Origin of the sequence: Flavobacterium sp., from assembly GCF_965277525.1 — a bacterium.
Lineage (GTDB): Bacteria > Bacteroidota > Bacteroidia > Flavobacteriales > Flavobacteriaceae > Flavobacterium.
Map to the genome: position 1 here is coordinate 257,155 of NZ_CBDIDC010000014.1, position 15,489 is coordinate 272,643.

At 34.4% G+C, this 15,489-nt stretch carries 11 protein-coding genes; 2 read left to right on the forward strand and 9 right to left on the reverse strand.

Features of this window, described 5'->3' with window-relative positions:
- Positions 1-597 carry a 3'-5' exonuclease gene (locus tag ACQY44_RS25315; RefSeq protein ID WP_428233048.1) on the forward strand — a complete coding sequence of 199 codons (597 nt, stop codon included), beginning with the start codon at positions 1-3 and terminating at the stop codon, positions 595-597.
- A gap of 133 nt (positions 598-730) precedes the next feature.
- Here ACQY44_RS25315 and acs read toward each other — a convergent pair whose 3' ends face one another.
- From acs to ACQY44_RS25350, 7 genes are all read right to left on the reverse strand, one after another.
- Positions 731-2,641 (reverse strand): acetate--CoA ligase, encoded by a 1,911-nt coding sequence (gene acs / locus ACQY44_RS25320; RefSeq protein WP_428233049.1) that lies wholly within the window; start codon positions 2,639-2,641, stop codon positions 731-733.
- A 496-nt stretch (positions 2,642-3,137) separates the two neighbouring features.
- Positions 3,138-4,607 carry a ketol-acid reductoisomerase gene (ilvC, locus tag ACQY44_RS25325; RefSeq protein WP_428233050.1) on the reverse strand — a complete coding sequence of 490 codons (1,470 nt, stop codon included), beginning with the start codon at positions 4,605-4,607 and terminating at the stop codon, positions 3,138-3,140.
- A 66-nt stretch (positions 4,608-4,673) separates the two neighbouring features.
- Complete coding sequence (gene ilvN / locus ACQY44_RS25330) at positions 4,674-5,195, reverse strand: acetolactate synthase small subunit (protein ID WP_428233051.1); 522 nt, start codon at positions 5,193-5,195, stop codon at positions 4,674-4,676.
- A 119-nt stretch (positions 5,196-5,314) separates the two neighbouring features.
- Positions 5,315-7,012 carry a biosynthetic-type acetolactate synthase large subunit gene (gene ilvB / locus ACQY44_RS25335; protein ID WP_428233187.1) on the reverse strand — a complete coding sequence of 566 codons (1,698 nt, stop codon included), beginning with the start codon at positions 7,010-7,012 and terminating at the stop codon, positions 5,315-5,317.
- A gap of 126 nt (positions 7,013-7,138) precedes the next feature.
- Positions 7,139-8,812, reverse strand: a complete 1,674-nt coding sequence (gene ilvD, locus ACQY44_RS25340) for a dihydroxy-acid dehydratase (RefSeq protein WP_428233052.1) — start codon at positions 8,810-8,812, stop codon at positions 7,139-7,141.
- A gap of 267 nt (positions 8,813-9,079) precedes the next feature.
- Entirely contained in the window at positions 9,080-10,198 is a 1,119-nt protein-coding gene (gene leuB, locus ACQY44_RS25345; protein ID WP_428233053.1) for a 3-isopropylmalate dehydrogenase, read from the reverse strand.
- An 82-nt stretch (positions 10,199-10,280) separates the two neighbouring features.
- Complete coding sequence (locus ACQY44_RS25350) at positions 10,281-11,456, reverse strand: 2-isopropylmalate synthase (RefSeq protein ID WP_428233054.1); 1,176 nt, start codon at positions 11,454-11,456, stop codon at positions 10,281-10,283.
- Between the two features lie 155 nt (positions 11,457-11,611).
- Between ACQY44_RS25350 and ACQY44_RS25355 the strand changes: the two genes are divergently transcribed.
- Positions 11,612-13,156, forward strand: coding sequence for a hypothetical protein (locus ACQY44_RS25355; protein WP_428233055.1), 1,545 nt, complete (start codon positions 11,612-11,614; stop codon positions 13,154-13,156).
- A 107-nt stretch (positions 13,157-13,263) separates the two neighbouring features.
- Here the strand turns inward: ACQY44_RS25355 and ACQY44_RS25360 are convergent, their stop codons facing one another.
- Together ACQY44_RS25360 and ACQY44_RS25365 are read right to left on the reverse strand one after the other, a co-directional pair.
- Complete coding sequence (locus ACQY44_RS25360) at positions 13,264-13,446, reverse strand: hypothetical protein (RefSeq protein ID WP_428233056.1); 183 nt, start codon at positions 13,444-13,446, stop codon at positions 13,264-13,266.
- Between the two features lie 304 nt (positions 13,447-13,750).
- A complete protein-coding gene (locus ACQY44_RS25365) occupies positions 13,751-15,406 on the reverse strand; it encodes a M1 family metallopeptidase (protein WP_428233057.1) in 1,656 nt (551 codons plus the stop codon).
- Positions 15,407-15,489 lie beyond the last annotated feature (83 nt).

Below are 15,489 nucleotides of genomic sequence, written 5' to 3' on the forward strand. Positions count from 1 at the left end.
ATGCTAGACTGGATTAAAAATATCAACAAAGACTATCCTGATTTCTGGAAAGAATACCTGACTAAATTCGAAACAAAGCCTCACCGGTTTGTCGTTTTATCAACTGAAACTTCCGGGCTAAATCCGAGTAAAGATGTTATCCTGTCCTTAGGGGCTTTTTCAGTAATTGATGACGGCATTGTTATAAAAGATAATTTTGAAGCTGTTTTACTGCAATATAAATTTTTACAGGATAATGGTCTTTCTAATGAGTTTATCATTGAAAGTAAAATGATCAAAATGCCTGAGCCGGATGCCATTGAAGCATTCGTAAATTTCATAGGCAATTCTATCTTAGTGGGCCATCATATTAATTTTGATATTGAAATGCTGAATGCTGCATTAGAGCGCCTGGATTGTGGAAGATTAAAAAATGAAGCCCTGGATGTAGATATGATGTATCGCAAACTTATGGACATCAACGATAAACAATTTTCACTGGATGATCTAAGTGAGATCTATAAAATACCAAAAAGCGACAGAAACTCATCTTCTGAAGATGCGTATAAAATTGCGCTTTTGTTCCTGAAATTAAAATCAAGATTGGGAATAAAGTAAAATTTTTAAACCATATAAGATAATTTAAGTTTTTAATAGTCAGACTGAGCGAAGTCGAAGTCCTGCAATTAGTAAAAGACAAAAAAATGCCTCTTAAATTTTAAGAGGCATTTCTGATTCTATGTAATAAGAATTATGAAATTCTTTCTTTCTGAATTTCGTCTACAATTTCAGGATTCAATAAAGTTGAAGTATCTCCAAAATTTGAGAAATCTCCTTCAGCTATTTTACGTAAAATTCTACGCATGATTTTTCCTGAGCGTGTTTTTGGTAAACCGGAAACAAATTGAATTTTATCTAATTTTGCAATTGGTCCAATGTGATCAGAAATATATTGATTAATTTCTTTAGTTAAATTGGCTCTGTCTCTGTATTCTCCTGTTTCTTTTAGAATCACAAAACCATATAAAGCATTTCCTTTTATTTCATGTGGGAATCCAACAATTGCAGATTCAGCAACTGCAGGGTGCTCGTTGATTGCGTCTTCGATAGGAGCTGTTCCTAAGTTGTGTCCGGAAACAATAACAACATCATCTACTCTACCTGTGATTCTGTAATACCCTACTTCATCTCTTAATGCACCGTCTCCTGTAAAATATTTTCCAGGGAAAGCAGAGAAATAAGTGTCTTTATAACGCTGATGATCTCCCCAAATTGTTCTGGCGATTCCAGGCCATGGGAATTTGATACATAAACTGCCCACTACTTGGTTTCCTTCTATTTCATTACGTTTTTCATCCATCAAAACAGGCTGAATTCCCGGTAATGGCAAAGTTGCATAAGTTGGTTTTGTTGGAGTAACAAAAGCAATTGGGGAAATCATGATTCCGCCAGTTTCTGTTTGCCACCACGTATCTACAACAGGACATCTTTTATCTCCTACGTGGTCATTGAACCAGTGCCAAGCTTCTTCATTGATTGGCTCTCCTACTGATCCAATTACTTTAAGCGATTTTAAAGGATATTTTTGGATGTAATCTAAACTTTCTTTTGCTAAAGAACGAATTGCTGTGGGTGCAGTATAGAATTGAGTTACTTTATGTTTTTCGATAATTTCCCAAAAACGGCTAAAATCAGGATAAGACGGAACACCTTCGAAAATTACAGTTGTTCCTCCATTCAATAATGGTCCGTAAAGTATATAAGAGTGACCGGTAATCCAGCCAATATCAGCTGTACACCAGAAAATATCATTTTCTTCGTGACTGAAAACATTTTTAAACGTATATGCTGTATAAACCATATATCCGGCTGTGGTATGCACCATTCCTTTTGGTTTTCCTGTTGATCCTGAAGTATATAAAATAAATAACGGATCTTCAGCATCCATGATTTCAGCAACGCTGTTATCTAAAGCTACATCTAATAAAGGTTGCAACCATTCGTCACGGCCTTCTTTCATTTTGATTTGGGTATTGGTTCTTTTTACAACCAAAACTTTAGAAACAGTTGGACAAGTATCCAACGCCTCATCAACAATACCTTTTAAATCAATATTTTTATTTCCTCTGTAACCTCCGTCAGAAGTAATAACCATTTTACATTCGCAATCATTGATTCTTGCAGAAACCGCTGAAGCTGAAAATCCTGCAAAAATGACAGAGTGAATAGCTCCAATTCTGGCACAAGCCAAAACAGAAACTGCTAATTCCGGAATCATTGGCAAATAGATACAAACTCTATCACCTTTACGAACACCTTGCTCGCGCAACACATTCGCCATTTTTGAAACTCTTTCGTATAATTCATTATACGTTATATGTAAAGCACTTTCAGAAGGATCGTTCGGTTCAAAAATAATAGCCGTTTTTTCTCCTCTTTTGCTTAAATGTCTATCGATACAATTTTTGGTAATATTAACTTTTGCTTCAGTAAACCATTTCACTTCCGCATCAGCCATATTAAAATCTACTACTTTTTCCCATTGTTGGTACCAGGTAAAATTTTCTTCTGCGATCTTCCCCCAAAACTTTCTTGGCTCCCTTATTGACTTATTGTAATGTTTAAAATATTGTTCTAAATTTTCAATTTTATAATAACTCATACGTTTTTGGAATTTTTTTATAAATGTATTAAATATCAGCGTATTCTTAAAATTATTTAATTCATAAATTTTATCAAAAAAAAACACATATTAAAAAAAATATTGTCTTTTTCTATAGATACTATAAATTTTTACTTTTTCAAGTAAAAAAGCGTATTACAAAAAAGGCACGATAAATAAATATCATGCCTTTTTATTTTTAACAATTTCAATAACAATTAATATTGTAATCTGCATTACAATGCCCTACTCTATTTTGAAAATAGCAGCATCTTTATTAATCAAAATGAAACTTCAACAAGTATATCTATTTTACTAAATATACCCCCTTCATCAGGGATTAGCTTCACTTAACCAGCCTGCTAGAAGAAGTTAAGTGAATGCAATATGCATCTATATCCATTTTTCTTAATAAGTGCTTACTAATTCAAAATATTATACAAAACAGAGATACAGTGCAAATTCCACAATCGAATGTGTGGTAATTCCCAATTTATTATCCAATTTTTTTCATTGCAGTCATAGATTCTCTCAACCATGCCCCTACTTCTTCTATAGGATGCTGACGAATTTCTTTGTTTACTGCAATTAAAATAGCATTGTCTACTCCGTTAGAAGTTGAGAATGGTTTTCCTATAACGTTAGTTTCTACGGTTTTCATGAATTCAGTCAATAATGGTTTGCATGCATGGTCAAACAAATAACAACCATATTCTGCTGTATCCGAAATAACGCGATTCATTTCAAATAATTTTTTTCTTGCAATTGTATTTGCAATCAATGGCAATTCGTGTAACGACTCGTAGTAAGCTGATTCTTCGATAATTCCGGCTTCTGTCATCGTTTCAAAAGCCAATTCAACACCGGCTTTTACCATTGCAATCATTAGAACTCCATTGTCAAAATATTCTTGTTCAGCAATTGGAGCATCTTGTGGCGCTGTTTTTTCGAAGTTAGTTTCTCCTGTTGCAGCTCTCCATGTCAATAAATTTTTATCATCATTAGCCCAGTCAATCATCATGGTTCTTGAGAATTCTCCTGAAATAATATCATCCTGGTGTTTTTGGAATAACGGACGCATGATGTCTTTTAATTCTTCAGCAATTTCGTAAGCTTCAATTTTTGCAGGGTTTGAAAGACGGTCCATCATATTGGTGATACCTCCATGTTTCAACGCTTCTGTTATAGTTTCCCATCCGTATTGAATTAATTTTGAAGCATATGCAGGATCAATTCCTTTTTCAACCATTTTATCAAAACATAAAATAGATCCGGTTTGCAATAATCCGCAAAGAATAGTCTGCTCACCCATTAAATCTGATTTTACTTCAGCTACGAATGATGATTTTAAAACTCCTGCTTTATGTCCTCCTGTTGCAACAGCATACGCTTTTGCCTGATCTAAACCAAAACCGTTTGGATCATTTTCAGGGTGAACAGCAATTAAAGTAGGTACACCAAATCCTCTTTTGTATTCTTCACGAACCTCAGATCCGGGACATTTAGGAGCGCACATAATAACAGTGATATCTTTACGAATCTGCATTCCTTCTTCAACAATATTAAATCCGTGAGAATAAGATAAAGTCGAACCGTTTTTCATTAATGGCATAATGGCGGTAACTACAGCAGTATGTTGTTTATCCGGTGTTAAGTTACAAACTAAATCAGCAGTTGGAATTAATTCTTCATAAGTACCTACAGTAAAACCGTTTTCAGTAGCATTTTTATAAGAAGCTCTTTTTTCAGCAATTGCATCTGCACGCAATGCATAAGAAATGTCTAAACCAGAATCTCTCATGTTTAAACCTTGATTCAAACCTTGTGCACCACAACCTACGATGACAACTTTTTTTCCTGCTAATGCTGAAATTCCGTCTGAAAATTCTGATTGCTCCATAAATTCGCAAACTCCTAATTGTTCTAATTGTAATCTAAGTGGTAATGTATTGAAATAATTTGCCATTTTGTTTTTAATATTTAATGAATGTGTAATTATAATAATTGAGTTAATAAGTAATTTAAAATGATACTAGTTGAATGTTTCTAATAGTGATGAAATTTCCATTTTTTGTTTAGAAACTGATATTCTGCCCGAACGCACAAACTGCATAATGCCATACGGTTTAAATTTTGCATATAATTCTTCAATTTCAGAACGTCTTCCCGATTTTGAAATCACGAAGAAATCACGGGAAACAGTGACAATTGTCGACTGACTATCTTTTATGATATTCTGAATTTGTTTTTCATCGAATAATAAACTTGATGCAATTTTGAATAAAGCATTTTCCAGATAAATAGTTTCTTCGTCTGTATGGTAAAAAGCTTTTATTACTTCGATTTGTTTTTCGATTTGGCCTACAATATTTTTAACCCATTTTTCAGTTGTGTCTACCACAATAATGAATCTTGAAACATTTTCTATTTCTGATTCTGAAACGTTTAGGCTTAATATATTAATGTGACGCTTTAAGAATATTCCTGATATTCTATTCAACAAGCCCACGTTATTTTCTGAATATACCGATATGGTGAATGTTTTATCTTCCATTTGTTTTTTTAGTTTTTTTTTGTTTCAGGTTTGCTCCGTCAGTTCAGCTTTCAGCCTCGTGCCACGTTTCAAGTTCTACGACCTGAAACAAATAAACCTGAAACATGAAACTTTTTTCTTTAGCTTAATCTAATTTCAGAAACGCATGCTCCTGTTGGAATCATTGGGAATACATTATTCTCTTTTTCGACCATAACTTCTAAGAAATAAGAATCTTTAGAGGCCATCATTTCTGCAACAGCTGCATCTAAATCTTCTCTTTGGGTTACTTTTTTAGATTTAATGTAATATCCTTCCGCAATGGCAACAAAATTTGGATTAATCATATTTGTCGAAGCATATCGGTTATCAAAAAACAGCTCCTGCCATTGTCGTACCATTCCTAAGAATTCATTGTTTAAAATGACAATCTTCACCGGTACTTTAGTTTGAAAAATAGTACCCAATTCCTGAATCGTCATCTGGAACCCACCGTCTCCGATAATCGCAACTACTTCACGATCTGGCCTTCCCATTTTAGCTCCAATTGCAGCCGGCAAAGCAAATCCCATTGTTCCTAATCCTCCGGACGTAATATTACTTTTGGTAGAATTAAATTTAGCATAACGACAAGCAAACATTTGGTGTTGTCCAACATCTGAAACAATAATTGCATCACCTTTGGAGTGTTTGTTAATCATTTCCATAGTTTCACCCATAGAAATTCCTTTATTATTTGTTGGGTTTAATTCTTCGTTTATAACCGTTTCTACTTCGATTTTGTGCAATTCCTTAAATTCATTGTGCCATGCATCGTGAGAATTCTTTTCAATTAAGGGCAATAGCGCTTTTAAAGCTTCTTTGACATCTCCTAAAACTGCCACTTCTGTTTTTACATTTTTATCAATTTCTGCAGGATCAATTTCGAAGTGAATTACTTTTGCCTGTTTGGCGTAAGTATTCAGATTTCCTGTAACACGGTCGTCAAAACGCATTCCAAGTGCAATTAAAACATCGCACTCATTCGTCAACATATTAGGACCGTAATTTCCGTGCATTCCTAGCATACCAACATTTAAAGGATGGTCTGTTGGCAAAGCCGAAAGTCCCAAAATTGTCCAGCCGGCAGGAATTCCTGATTTTTCAATAAACACCTTAAGTTGTTCTTCGGCCTGGCCAAGAATAATTCCCTGACCAAAAACAATAAAAGGTTTTTTTGCACTATTAATTAAAGCAGCGGCTTCGGCTACTTTATCTAGTTTTAATTTAGGAACCGGAATATAACTTCTGATTGCCGTACATTTTTCATAACTAAATTCGAACTCATCAAACTGAGCATTTTTAGTAATATCAATTAATACAGGTCCCGGACGTCCGGAACGTGCAATATAAAATGCTTTTGCAATGATTTCCGGGATTTCGGAAGCTTCAGTTACCTGATAATTCCATTTGGTTACCGGAGTCGAAATTCCGATAATATCTGTTTCCTGAAAAGCATCCGAGCCTAACAAATGTTTTCCAACCTGACCTGTAATACAAACCATAGGCGTTGAATCGATTTGAGCATCTGCAATTCCGGTGACTAAGTTTGTAGCACCCGGTCCTGAAGTAGCAATTGCCACCCCTACTTTTCCTGTAGCTCTGGCATATCCCTGAGCTGCATGTGTGGCACCTTGTTCGTGACGCACTAAAACATGATGCAATTGATCCTGAAATTTATATAATTCGTCGTAAACAGGCATTATGGCTCCCCCGGGATATCCGTAAACCAAGTCTACTCCTTCTGCTAATAAACATCTAATAACGGCTTCGGCACCTGATATTTTTATCTTTCCCATTTTGGTATCTTTTTCTTCACTCCCAACTTCAAATGAAGGGGAGCTGAGATCTATATTATTTTCTTTCAATAATTCCTTCATCTTTTTTGATTTTTGAAATTAAATTTTTGAAATTGTAATTGAATACTATTTATCGGTAACGCAACCTGTAGAAGCACTTGAAACCGATCTTGCATATTTAAGCAAAACTCCTTTTGTAACTTTTAGCGGTGGTTGCACCCAAGCCGCTGCGCGAGCTGCAAATTCTTCGTCAGATATCTTCAGGTTGATTGTATTTTTTACAGCATCAATTGCGATTAAATCACCATCTTTTACTAAAGCAATACCTCCACCGTCATAAGCTTCCGGTGTTATGTGGCCTACCACAAAACCATGTGAACCTCCAGAAAACCTGCCATCTGTAATCAGAGCACAGCTACTTCCTAATCCTGCGCCAATAATGGCCGATGTTGGTTTTAGCATTTCAGGCATTCCCGGACCACCTTTTGGTCCACAATACCTGATGACGACTACATTCCCCGGTTTAATTTTTCCGGCCTCAAGTCCTGGAATTACTTCAAACTCACCTTCAAATACAACAGCCGGGCCTTCAAAGTATTCCCCTTCTTTTCCGCTGATTTTTGCAACAGCACCTTCAGAAGCAAGATTTCCGTATAAAACCTGAATATTTCCTGTTGGTTTTAAAGCTTTTTGAATTTCATGAATTACTTGCTGTCCATCTTGTAAATCCGGAGTATTGGCTAAGTTCTCTGCTACTGTCTTTCCGGTAACCGTTAAACAATCACCGTGAATCAATCCTACCTTTAATAAATATTTCATAATCGAAGGAATACCTCCAACTTCATGAATATCCTCCATCATGTATTTTCCACTTGGTTTCATGTCCGCTAATACAGGTGTTTTATCATTGATTGCCTGAAAATCATCTAAGGTAATTTCGATATCTACCGCGTGCGCCATGGCAATTAAGTGCATTACTGCATTTGTAGAACCTCCTAGAACAGCAACGATTGTTATTGCGTTTTCGAAAGCTTTACGAGTCATGATATCTCTTGGCTTAATATCTTTTTCTAATAATATTTTAATAGCTTCTCCTGCGGCAAGACATTCGTCTCTTTTATCCTGGCTCAAAGCAGGATTGGAAGAGCTGTAAGGCAAACTCATTCCTAATGCTTCAATTGCTGAAGACATTGTATTTGCAGTATACATTCCGCCACAAGCACCAGCTCCGGGACATGCATTTTGAATTACACCTTTAAAATCTTCCGGAGTAATTTCGTTTTTAACTTTTTTTCCTAAAGCTTCAAAAGCAGAAACAATATTCAAAGATTCTCCTTTCCATTTTCCGGAGTGAATTGATCCTCCGTACACCATAATAGAGGGACGATTTACTCTTCCCATTGCTATTAAAGCTCCAGGCATATTTTTATCACAACCGGGAATTGCAATAATACCATCGTACCATTGTGCACCAACAACTGTCTCAATAGAATCAGCAATTACATCACGGGAAACCAATGAAAAACGCATTCCCTCAGTACCGTTTGAAATTCCGTCACTGACACCAATGGTATTAAAAATAAGTCCGACCAGATCCGCATCCCAAACACCTTTTTTAACATCTTTTGCTAAATCATTCAAGTGCATGTTACACGTGTTACCATCGTAACCCATGCTCACAATACCAACTTGTGCTTTTTTCAAATCTTCTTCAGTTAAACCAATACCGTACAACATCGCTTGCGCCGCAGGTTGTGTTTGATCTTGAGTGATGGTTTTGCTGTACTTATTTAATTCCATTATGTATTATTTTTTTTAATTTTTATTCCAAAAAAAAACCTTCCAGTATTTGGAAGGTTTCTAATATATTTTTTCAATTATATTTATACCATTCCCGATGCAGATGTGTGAATCACATTGACAACAACGATAGAAGTAATAATAATTGAGATTTGCATCATTTATTTTTTAGTGTTACAAAAGTATGAAAACTTATAGGACTAAAAAAATAAAATCTCAACATTTCACATACTTCTTGTTATTTATTTCATTATTTTAATAAAAAACCTAAACAATTGTCGATTGCCCGATGTGTACATTATCATTATTAAAATACAACAAGTCATCTTTGCTGAAAATAAAATTAGAGACAAACTCCCCTACTTCATTTGTGCCAAATTTTGAATCTGGTTTTAAATCAACTGTCACGACTTTAAATTCGATTGCTTTTTCAACTGCCTGATAAATTAAATTAGCTTCTTTAAATAAACCAAAATGCTCTAATAACATTCCCGCTGATAAAATTGAAGCAATTGGATTGGCGATATTTTTTCCTTTTGCCTGAGGATAAGAACCGTGAATTGGTTCAAAAAGCGCATTTTTTTCACCTAAAGATGCTGAGGCCAATAATCCGATAGATCCCGTAATAACACTTGCTTCATCTGATAAAATGTCTCCAAATAAATTCTCTGTCAAAATCACATCGAATTGTTTTGGATTTAAAATGATTTGCATAGCTGCATTATCCACAAATAAAAAATCTAAAGCTACATCCGGATAATTCAGACTCACTTTCTGAACCACTTTTCTCCATAATCTTGAGGTTTCCAAAACATTTGCCTTATCTACCATTGTCAACTTTTTACGTCGGTTTTGTGCCGATTTAAAAGCTAAATGTGCAATTCTGTTGATTTCTTCTTCTGAATATTCGCATAAATCCGAAGCATGTGTTCCTTCTTCGTTTAATGTCTTAGCTCCAAAATAAGCCCCACCTGTTAATTCTCTGAAAATAGTAAAATCAGCTCCTTCAATAATTTCTCTTTTTAAAGGAGAAGCGTCAATTAATGCTTTGTACGGTTTTATAGGACGAATGTTCGCAAACAAGCCCAATTCTTTACGAAGTTTTAATAATCCCTGCTCCGGACGAACTTTTGCATTTGGATTGTTGTCGTATTTAGGGTCTCCAATAGCACCAAATAAAACTGCATCTGTGTTTAAACAAAGATTCAAAGTTTGTTCCGGCAATGGATTTCCCGTTTTGTCAATAGCAATTGCTCCCATGAGCGCTTCTTCAAAAACAAATTCATGATTGTACACTTCGCCAATTGCATATAATGCTTTTTTAGCCTGTGCGATTACCTCTGGTCCAATTCCGTCTCCCGGTAAAACTGCTATTTTCAAATTCATAACGTCTCGTTCTTTATGTATTTAAATCCTTATTTTTCTTTTTCTTCTTTGTTCTATTCTCTATTCTCTATTCTCTTCCCAACTAACTCCTAACTAAATCTCCTTCAATTTTAGAAGCTTCAATAATTTGATGAATATCGGCGTCGATAACTTCTTTTTTGATATCCGCAAATTTCAAAAACTCAACATACACGATATCTAATTGTACTTTTGTCAATTCGTAACCTACCTTTTTTGCGCGGTAAGCCAAAGCAGCTCTTCCGCTTCTCGCTGTCAAAATGATCGAAGACTCATTTACACCCACATCAAGCGGATCCATGATCTCGTATGTTGCTCTGTTTTTGATCACACCATCCTGGTGAATTCCTGAACTGTGTGCAAAAGCATTTGCCCCAACAATAGCTTTGTTTGGCTGAACGATCATTCCCATACTTTCAGAAACCAGTCGGCTCATCTCATTCAATTCTCTTGTATTGATATTAGTATCAAGATTTAAATAAGGATGCTGCTTGAAAATCATCACTACTTCTTCAAGAGCGGTATTTCCGGCTCTTTCTCCAATACCATTAATAGTGCATTCTATTTGTCTTGCTCCATTTATCGCACCTGCAATAGAGTTTGCAGTGGCCATTCCTAAATCATTATGACAGTGACATGAAAGGATCACATTTTCGATTCCTTTTACGTTTTCTCTTAAATATTTAATTTTGGCTCCGTATTCATCCGGCAAACAATATCCTGTTGTGTCAGGGATATTTAATACGGTGGCTCCGGATTTGATCACTTCTTCACAAACTCTTGCAAGGAAAGCGTTATCAGTTCTGCCCGCGTCTTCTGCGTAAAACTCAACATCTTCTACATAAGATTTTGCATGTGATACAGCGTATTTTGCTCTGGCAATAATATCTTCTCTTGTGGTATTTAATTTATGGAGAATGTGAGATTCAGATGTTCCGATTCCTGTGTGGATTCTAGGTCTTTTAGCGTGCTTTAGAGCAGCTGCAGCAACATCAATGTCATTTTTTACGGCTCTTGTCAGTCCGCAGACGGTTGCGTTTTCTACAATTTTACAAATCTCAGAGACCGATAAAAAATCGCCCGGACTTGACACAGGAAAACCAGCTTCGATAACGTCAACTCCCATTTTATCAAGTCGTTCTGCGATAACTAATTTTTGCTTAGTATCTAACTTACATCCTGGAACTTGTTCGCCGTCGCGCAAAGTGGTGTCAAAAATTTGAACTTTCTCTCTATTCATATTCATTTATTTAATGTAATTTCACATCTTGATAACAAATATATATTGTACTTCTTCAGTACGAAATTCATTTTAATGAAATTATACTGTTCATAACGCAATTTATAACGTGTTAATTAACTAAAAACCAATAAGTTATATTATTATATTTTACAATGGCTAACCATCAAAAAGATTTCTTATTTGTATTAATAAAATCACTTTCTAAATCCGAAAAAAGACAGTTTAAGATTTTTGCAAGCCGTTTAGAGACGAGTTCTAACACTAAATTCATTGAATTATTTAATATTTTAGACAAGTCTGAAAACTACGATGAAAAGCTTATCCTGAAAAGCGGAATCATTAAAAAAGTACAGCTATCTAATTTAAAATCATACTTGTACAAACAAATCCTTGTGAGTATACGTTTGAATATCCCGAGTCAGAACATTCGTTATCAGTTGCGTGAGCAAATCGATTTTGCCGGTATCTTATATAATAAAGGATTATATAAACAGAGTTTAAAGATTCTGGATAAGACCAAAATCATTGCGCTTGAAAATGATGAAAAATATATGGCGTATGAGATTGTAGAATTCGAAAAACTAATCGAATCACAATATATTACCCGAAGTATTCAGGGGCGTGCGGATGAATTGGTTATTCAGGCCAAAGAATTGAATTACAGAAATACAATTTCAAGTAAATTATCGAATTTATCGCTTCAGCTTTACGGAATCATGCTTAAAACGGGTTATGTAAAAAATGACGAAGAATATAAATATATTGACGACTATTTTAATAAACATATTGCCAAATTAGATGAAAGCAAATTTGGCTTCCGCGAGAAGTACTGGTTTTATAACGCTAATCTCTGGCGAAGTTTTCTGGTACAGGACTTTCTTGCAAGTTATAAATTTGCGTATAAATGGGTACGCTTATTCTATGACAATCCCAATATGATTTATCAGAATCCGGTATTTTTTCTAAAAGGAAATCATTACTTTTTAGAATCTTTGTATATGTTGAAATACAAATCAAATTTCAAGAAGTATTTGACGCTTTTAGAAGAAACCATTGAAGATCCTAAATTCCCGGTAAATGATAATATTGCCTCACTATCCTTTTTATATCTCTATAATAATAAACTAAATTATCATATTCTGGAAGGTACTTTTGCAGAAAGCGAATATTTGATTCCTGAAATTTTAGAGAAAATTAAAATTCACAACGAACATCTTGATGAACATCACGAAATGTTATTTTTCTATAAGATTGCTTCTATTTATTTTGGAAATGAAAAGTATACTGAATGTATTTATTATTTAGATAAAATCATCAATAACAAAAACTTGTCTATGCGTGAAGATTTAATGTGTTTTGCCAGACTACTGTCTTTGATTGCACATTATGAACTGGGAAAAGATTATTATTTAGAAAATCACCTTAAAAACACTTATAAGTTTCTAATAAAAATGAACGACTTGCACGAAGTTCAAAAAGAAATTATCAAGTTTTTGAGAAACCTGAATAACTTGTATCCTGCCGATATTAAAAAAGAATTCATCAAAATGCGTTTGCGTTTTATCGAGCTGGAGAAAAATACTTACGAAAAAAGGGCTTTCCTTTATTTAGATATTATTTCATGGCTGGAAAGCAAAATCCAAAACCGAAAAATTGCCGATATCATAAAGGAAAAAGCGAAATTGAATAGTCGTTAGTAAATAAAATGACAAATATAAAAATTTCAAATTCCAATAAAAAATGCAAAACCCGACAGGTTTTTGGAACTTGTCGGGTTTACCTTAAATTATAAACTTGCTGAAATTTATCTGCAATAACAACAAACCGTAGTTCCCGGCTGACAAACATCTCCTCTACCCGGCGTATTCGAAATAACTCCTCCCGCTTCACCGCATAATATACTGCATAAAGGAATACCTCCGGAAATAGATTTCTGAGCATTCTTACTTAAAATTTCAAGATTTTTCAGGTTTTTTAAATTTTTCATAATTGTTTGATTTGATTTGTTTCCTACTCTTTTAGCTTTTCGGATTACGCTTATTCAACCTATCTGAGCTAAGTTACTCAGATGTAGATTATTGTGTCTAAGTTAAAAAATAAAAGGTAATATTCGTACAAACAAAAAACATATGCTAAGCAATTCCTGTACAAACAATTTGACTAACTTTGCCGGGATTTCTTTAGAAATAAAAAGGAGCAGAATTCTCAACTATCTGCTTTACTAAACAAAAAAAATCCCAAATTCCAATTAATGGGAGTTTGGGATTTTAAAATAATGGAATTTTATAAGTCTATTCTACAATATTAGAACTCGTTACATAAAAATCCTTATCAACTTCAATTGTTCGCTTATCGTTGGTTGTTTTTTCTGATTTCCATTCTGTGGTTGGCTTTAACCAAATTTCTTCACCGTTTAATTTTACTCTTAGCGGCATATCAAATTTAGCTACACAATTGGTCCAGTGATATCCAAAAGTTCCATTTTTAAAGATGTATTCAAAAACCGGAATTTGAGTGGTTGTTAGATACTGTGCAAAAACTCTATTAAAATTAATTCCTGACTCTGTATTAATGCAATCTTCAATTTGCTTACTGGTGACAGTTTGATGATAAAAAGTTTTATTTAAACCTCTTAAAATTGATTTCCATTTTGCATCGTCATTGATTACCTGACGGATCATGTGCAACATGTTTGCTCCTTTTGGGTACATATCCCCTGACCCTTCGTTATTTACATCATAATTCCCGATAATTGGTTTATCATTATGAATGTTTTTTCTGCATCCAATGATATATTCTGCAGCTGCATCTTTGCCGTAATAAAATTCAATAAACAAACTTTCAGAATAATTAGTGAAACTCTCATGAATCCACATGTCTGCAATGTCTTTATAGGTAATGTTATTCGCGAACCATTCGTGTCCGGATTCGTGGATGATGATAAAATCAAATTTTAATCCCCAACCTGTTCCGCTTAAATCGCGTCCTAAATAACCATTTTTATAACCATTTCCATAAGTTACACTGCTTTGGTGCTCCATACCTAAATAAGGTGCTTCTACCAATTTATAGCTGTCTTCATAAAAAGGATATGGTCCAAACCAGTTTTCAAATGCTTTTAACATTCTTGGAACATCCTTAAATTGCTCTTTAGCCAAATCTAAATTATACCTCAAAACGTAATAGCTACAATCTAAATCCCCTTTTTCTCCTTTGTATTTCTCTGAAAAATTAACATAATCACCAATATTAATGTTTACGCCATAATTATTAATGGGGTTCGAAACATACCAATTAAAAGTTTTTGTTCCGTCTTTTTCTTTTTTAACGCTCTGTAATCTCCCATTAGACACGTCAGTCAAATCTCCCGGAACATTTACAGAAATCAGCATATTTTCTACTTCATCATACATGTGGTCTTTACAAGGCCACCAAACACTTGCGCCTAATCCCTGACAAGATGAAGCAATAAAATCTTTTCCGTTTTTATCTTTTTTCCAGGTAATTCCTCCATCCCACGGTGGCTTAATGGCTTCTTTAGGTTTTCCTCCAAATGAGATTACGATTTCTTTCGTTTCGCCTACTTTTTGTGCTGATGTTAACTGAATAAAAAAAGCATTTCCGTCTCTTTCAAATTTCAATTCTTTTCCGTCCTGCGTCACTTTGTAAATTTGCATCGGTTCCTGCAAATCGATCTGCATTTTATTATAATCCTTTAAAACTGTGTAGCGAACAGTATTTGAACCTGTAATCGTTTTTTCTTTTGGATTTACTTTTATATCTAAATGATAATATTTTAAATCCCACCAAACTCTTTCTTTTGTAATGCTTCCGCGTAAAGAGTCCTGATGTGTAAAAACTGTTTCAGACTTGTTCAAAAGTCCTTGAGCATGAGCTGTAAAACCGAACAAAAAGGCGATAAAAACGCCACCAAAGTATTTTTTCATACGAAATAGATGTTTTCTTTTAATCGAAATTAAGGAGTCTTTCAACCTGCTTAACCTTCAACAAATGTAAACATTCGAATTAA

Excerpts from the sequence above, each read along its gene's own strand:
- ilvC (WP_428233050.1), bottom strand. The coding sequence starts at position 4,607 with ATGGCAAATTATTTCAATACATTACCACTTAGATTACAATTAGAACAA.
- ACQY44_RS25365 (WP_428233057.1), bottom strand. The coding sequence starts at position 15,406 with ATGAAAAAATACTTTGGTGGCGTTTTTATCGCCTTTTTGTTCGGTTTT.
- ACQY44_RS25315 (WP_428233048.1), top strand. The coding sequence starts at position 1 with ATGCTAGACTGGATTAAAAATATCAACAAAGACTATCCTGATTTCTGG.
- ilvB (WP_428233187.1), bottom strand. The coding sequence starts at position 7,012 with ATGGGAAAGATAAAAATATCAGGTGCCGAAGCCGTTATTAGATGTTTA.
- ACQY44_RS25350 (WP_428233054.1), bottom strand. The coding sequence starts at position 11,456 with ATGAATAGAGAGAAAGTTCAAATTTTTGACACCACTTTGCGCGACGGC.
- leuB (WP_428233053.1), bottom strand. The coding sequence starts at position 10,198 with ATGAATTTGAAAATAGCAGTTTTACCGGGAGACGGAATTGGACCAGAG.
- acs (WP_428233049.1), bottom strand. The coding sequence starts at position 2,641 with ATGAGTTATTATAAAATTGAAAATTTAGAACAATATTTTAAACATTAC.
- ACQY44_RS25355 (WP_428233055.1), top strand. The coding sequence starts at position 11,612 with ATGGCTAACCATCAAAAAGATTTCTTATTTGTATTAATAAAATCACTT.
- ACQY44_RS25360 (WP_428233056.1), bottom strand. The coding sequence starts at position 13,446 with ATGAAAAATTTAAAAAACCTGAAAAATCTTGAAATTTTAAGTAAGAAT.
- ilvN (WP_428233051.1), bottom strand. The coding sequence starts at position 5,195 with ATGGAAGATAAAACATTCACCATATCGGTATATTCAGAAAATAACGTG.
- ilvD (WP_428233052.1), bottom strand. The coding sequence starts at position 8,812 with ATGGAATTAAATAAGTACAGCAAAACCATCACTCAAGATCAAACACAA.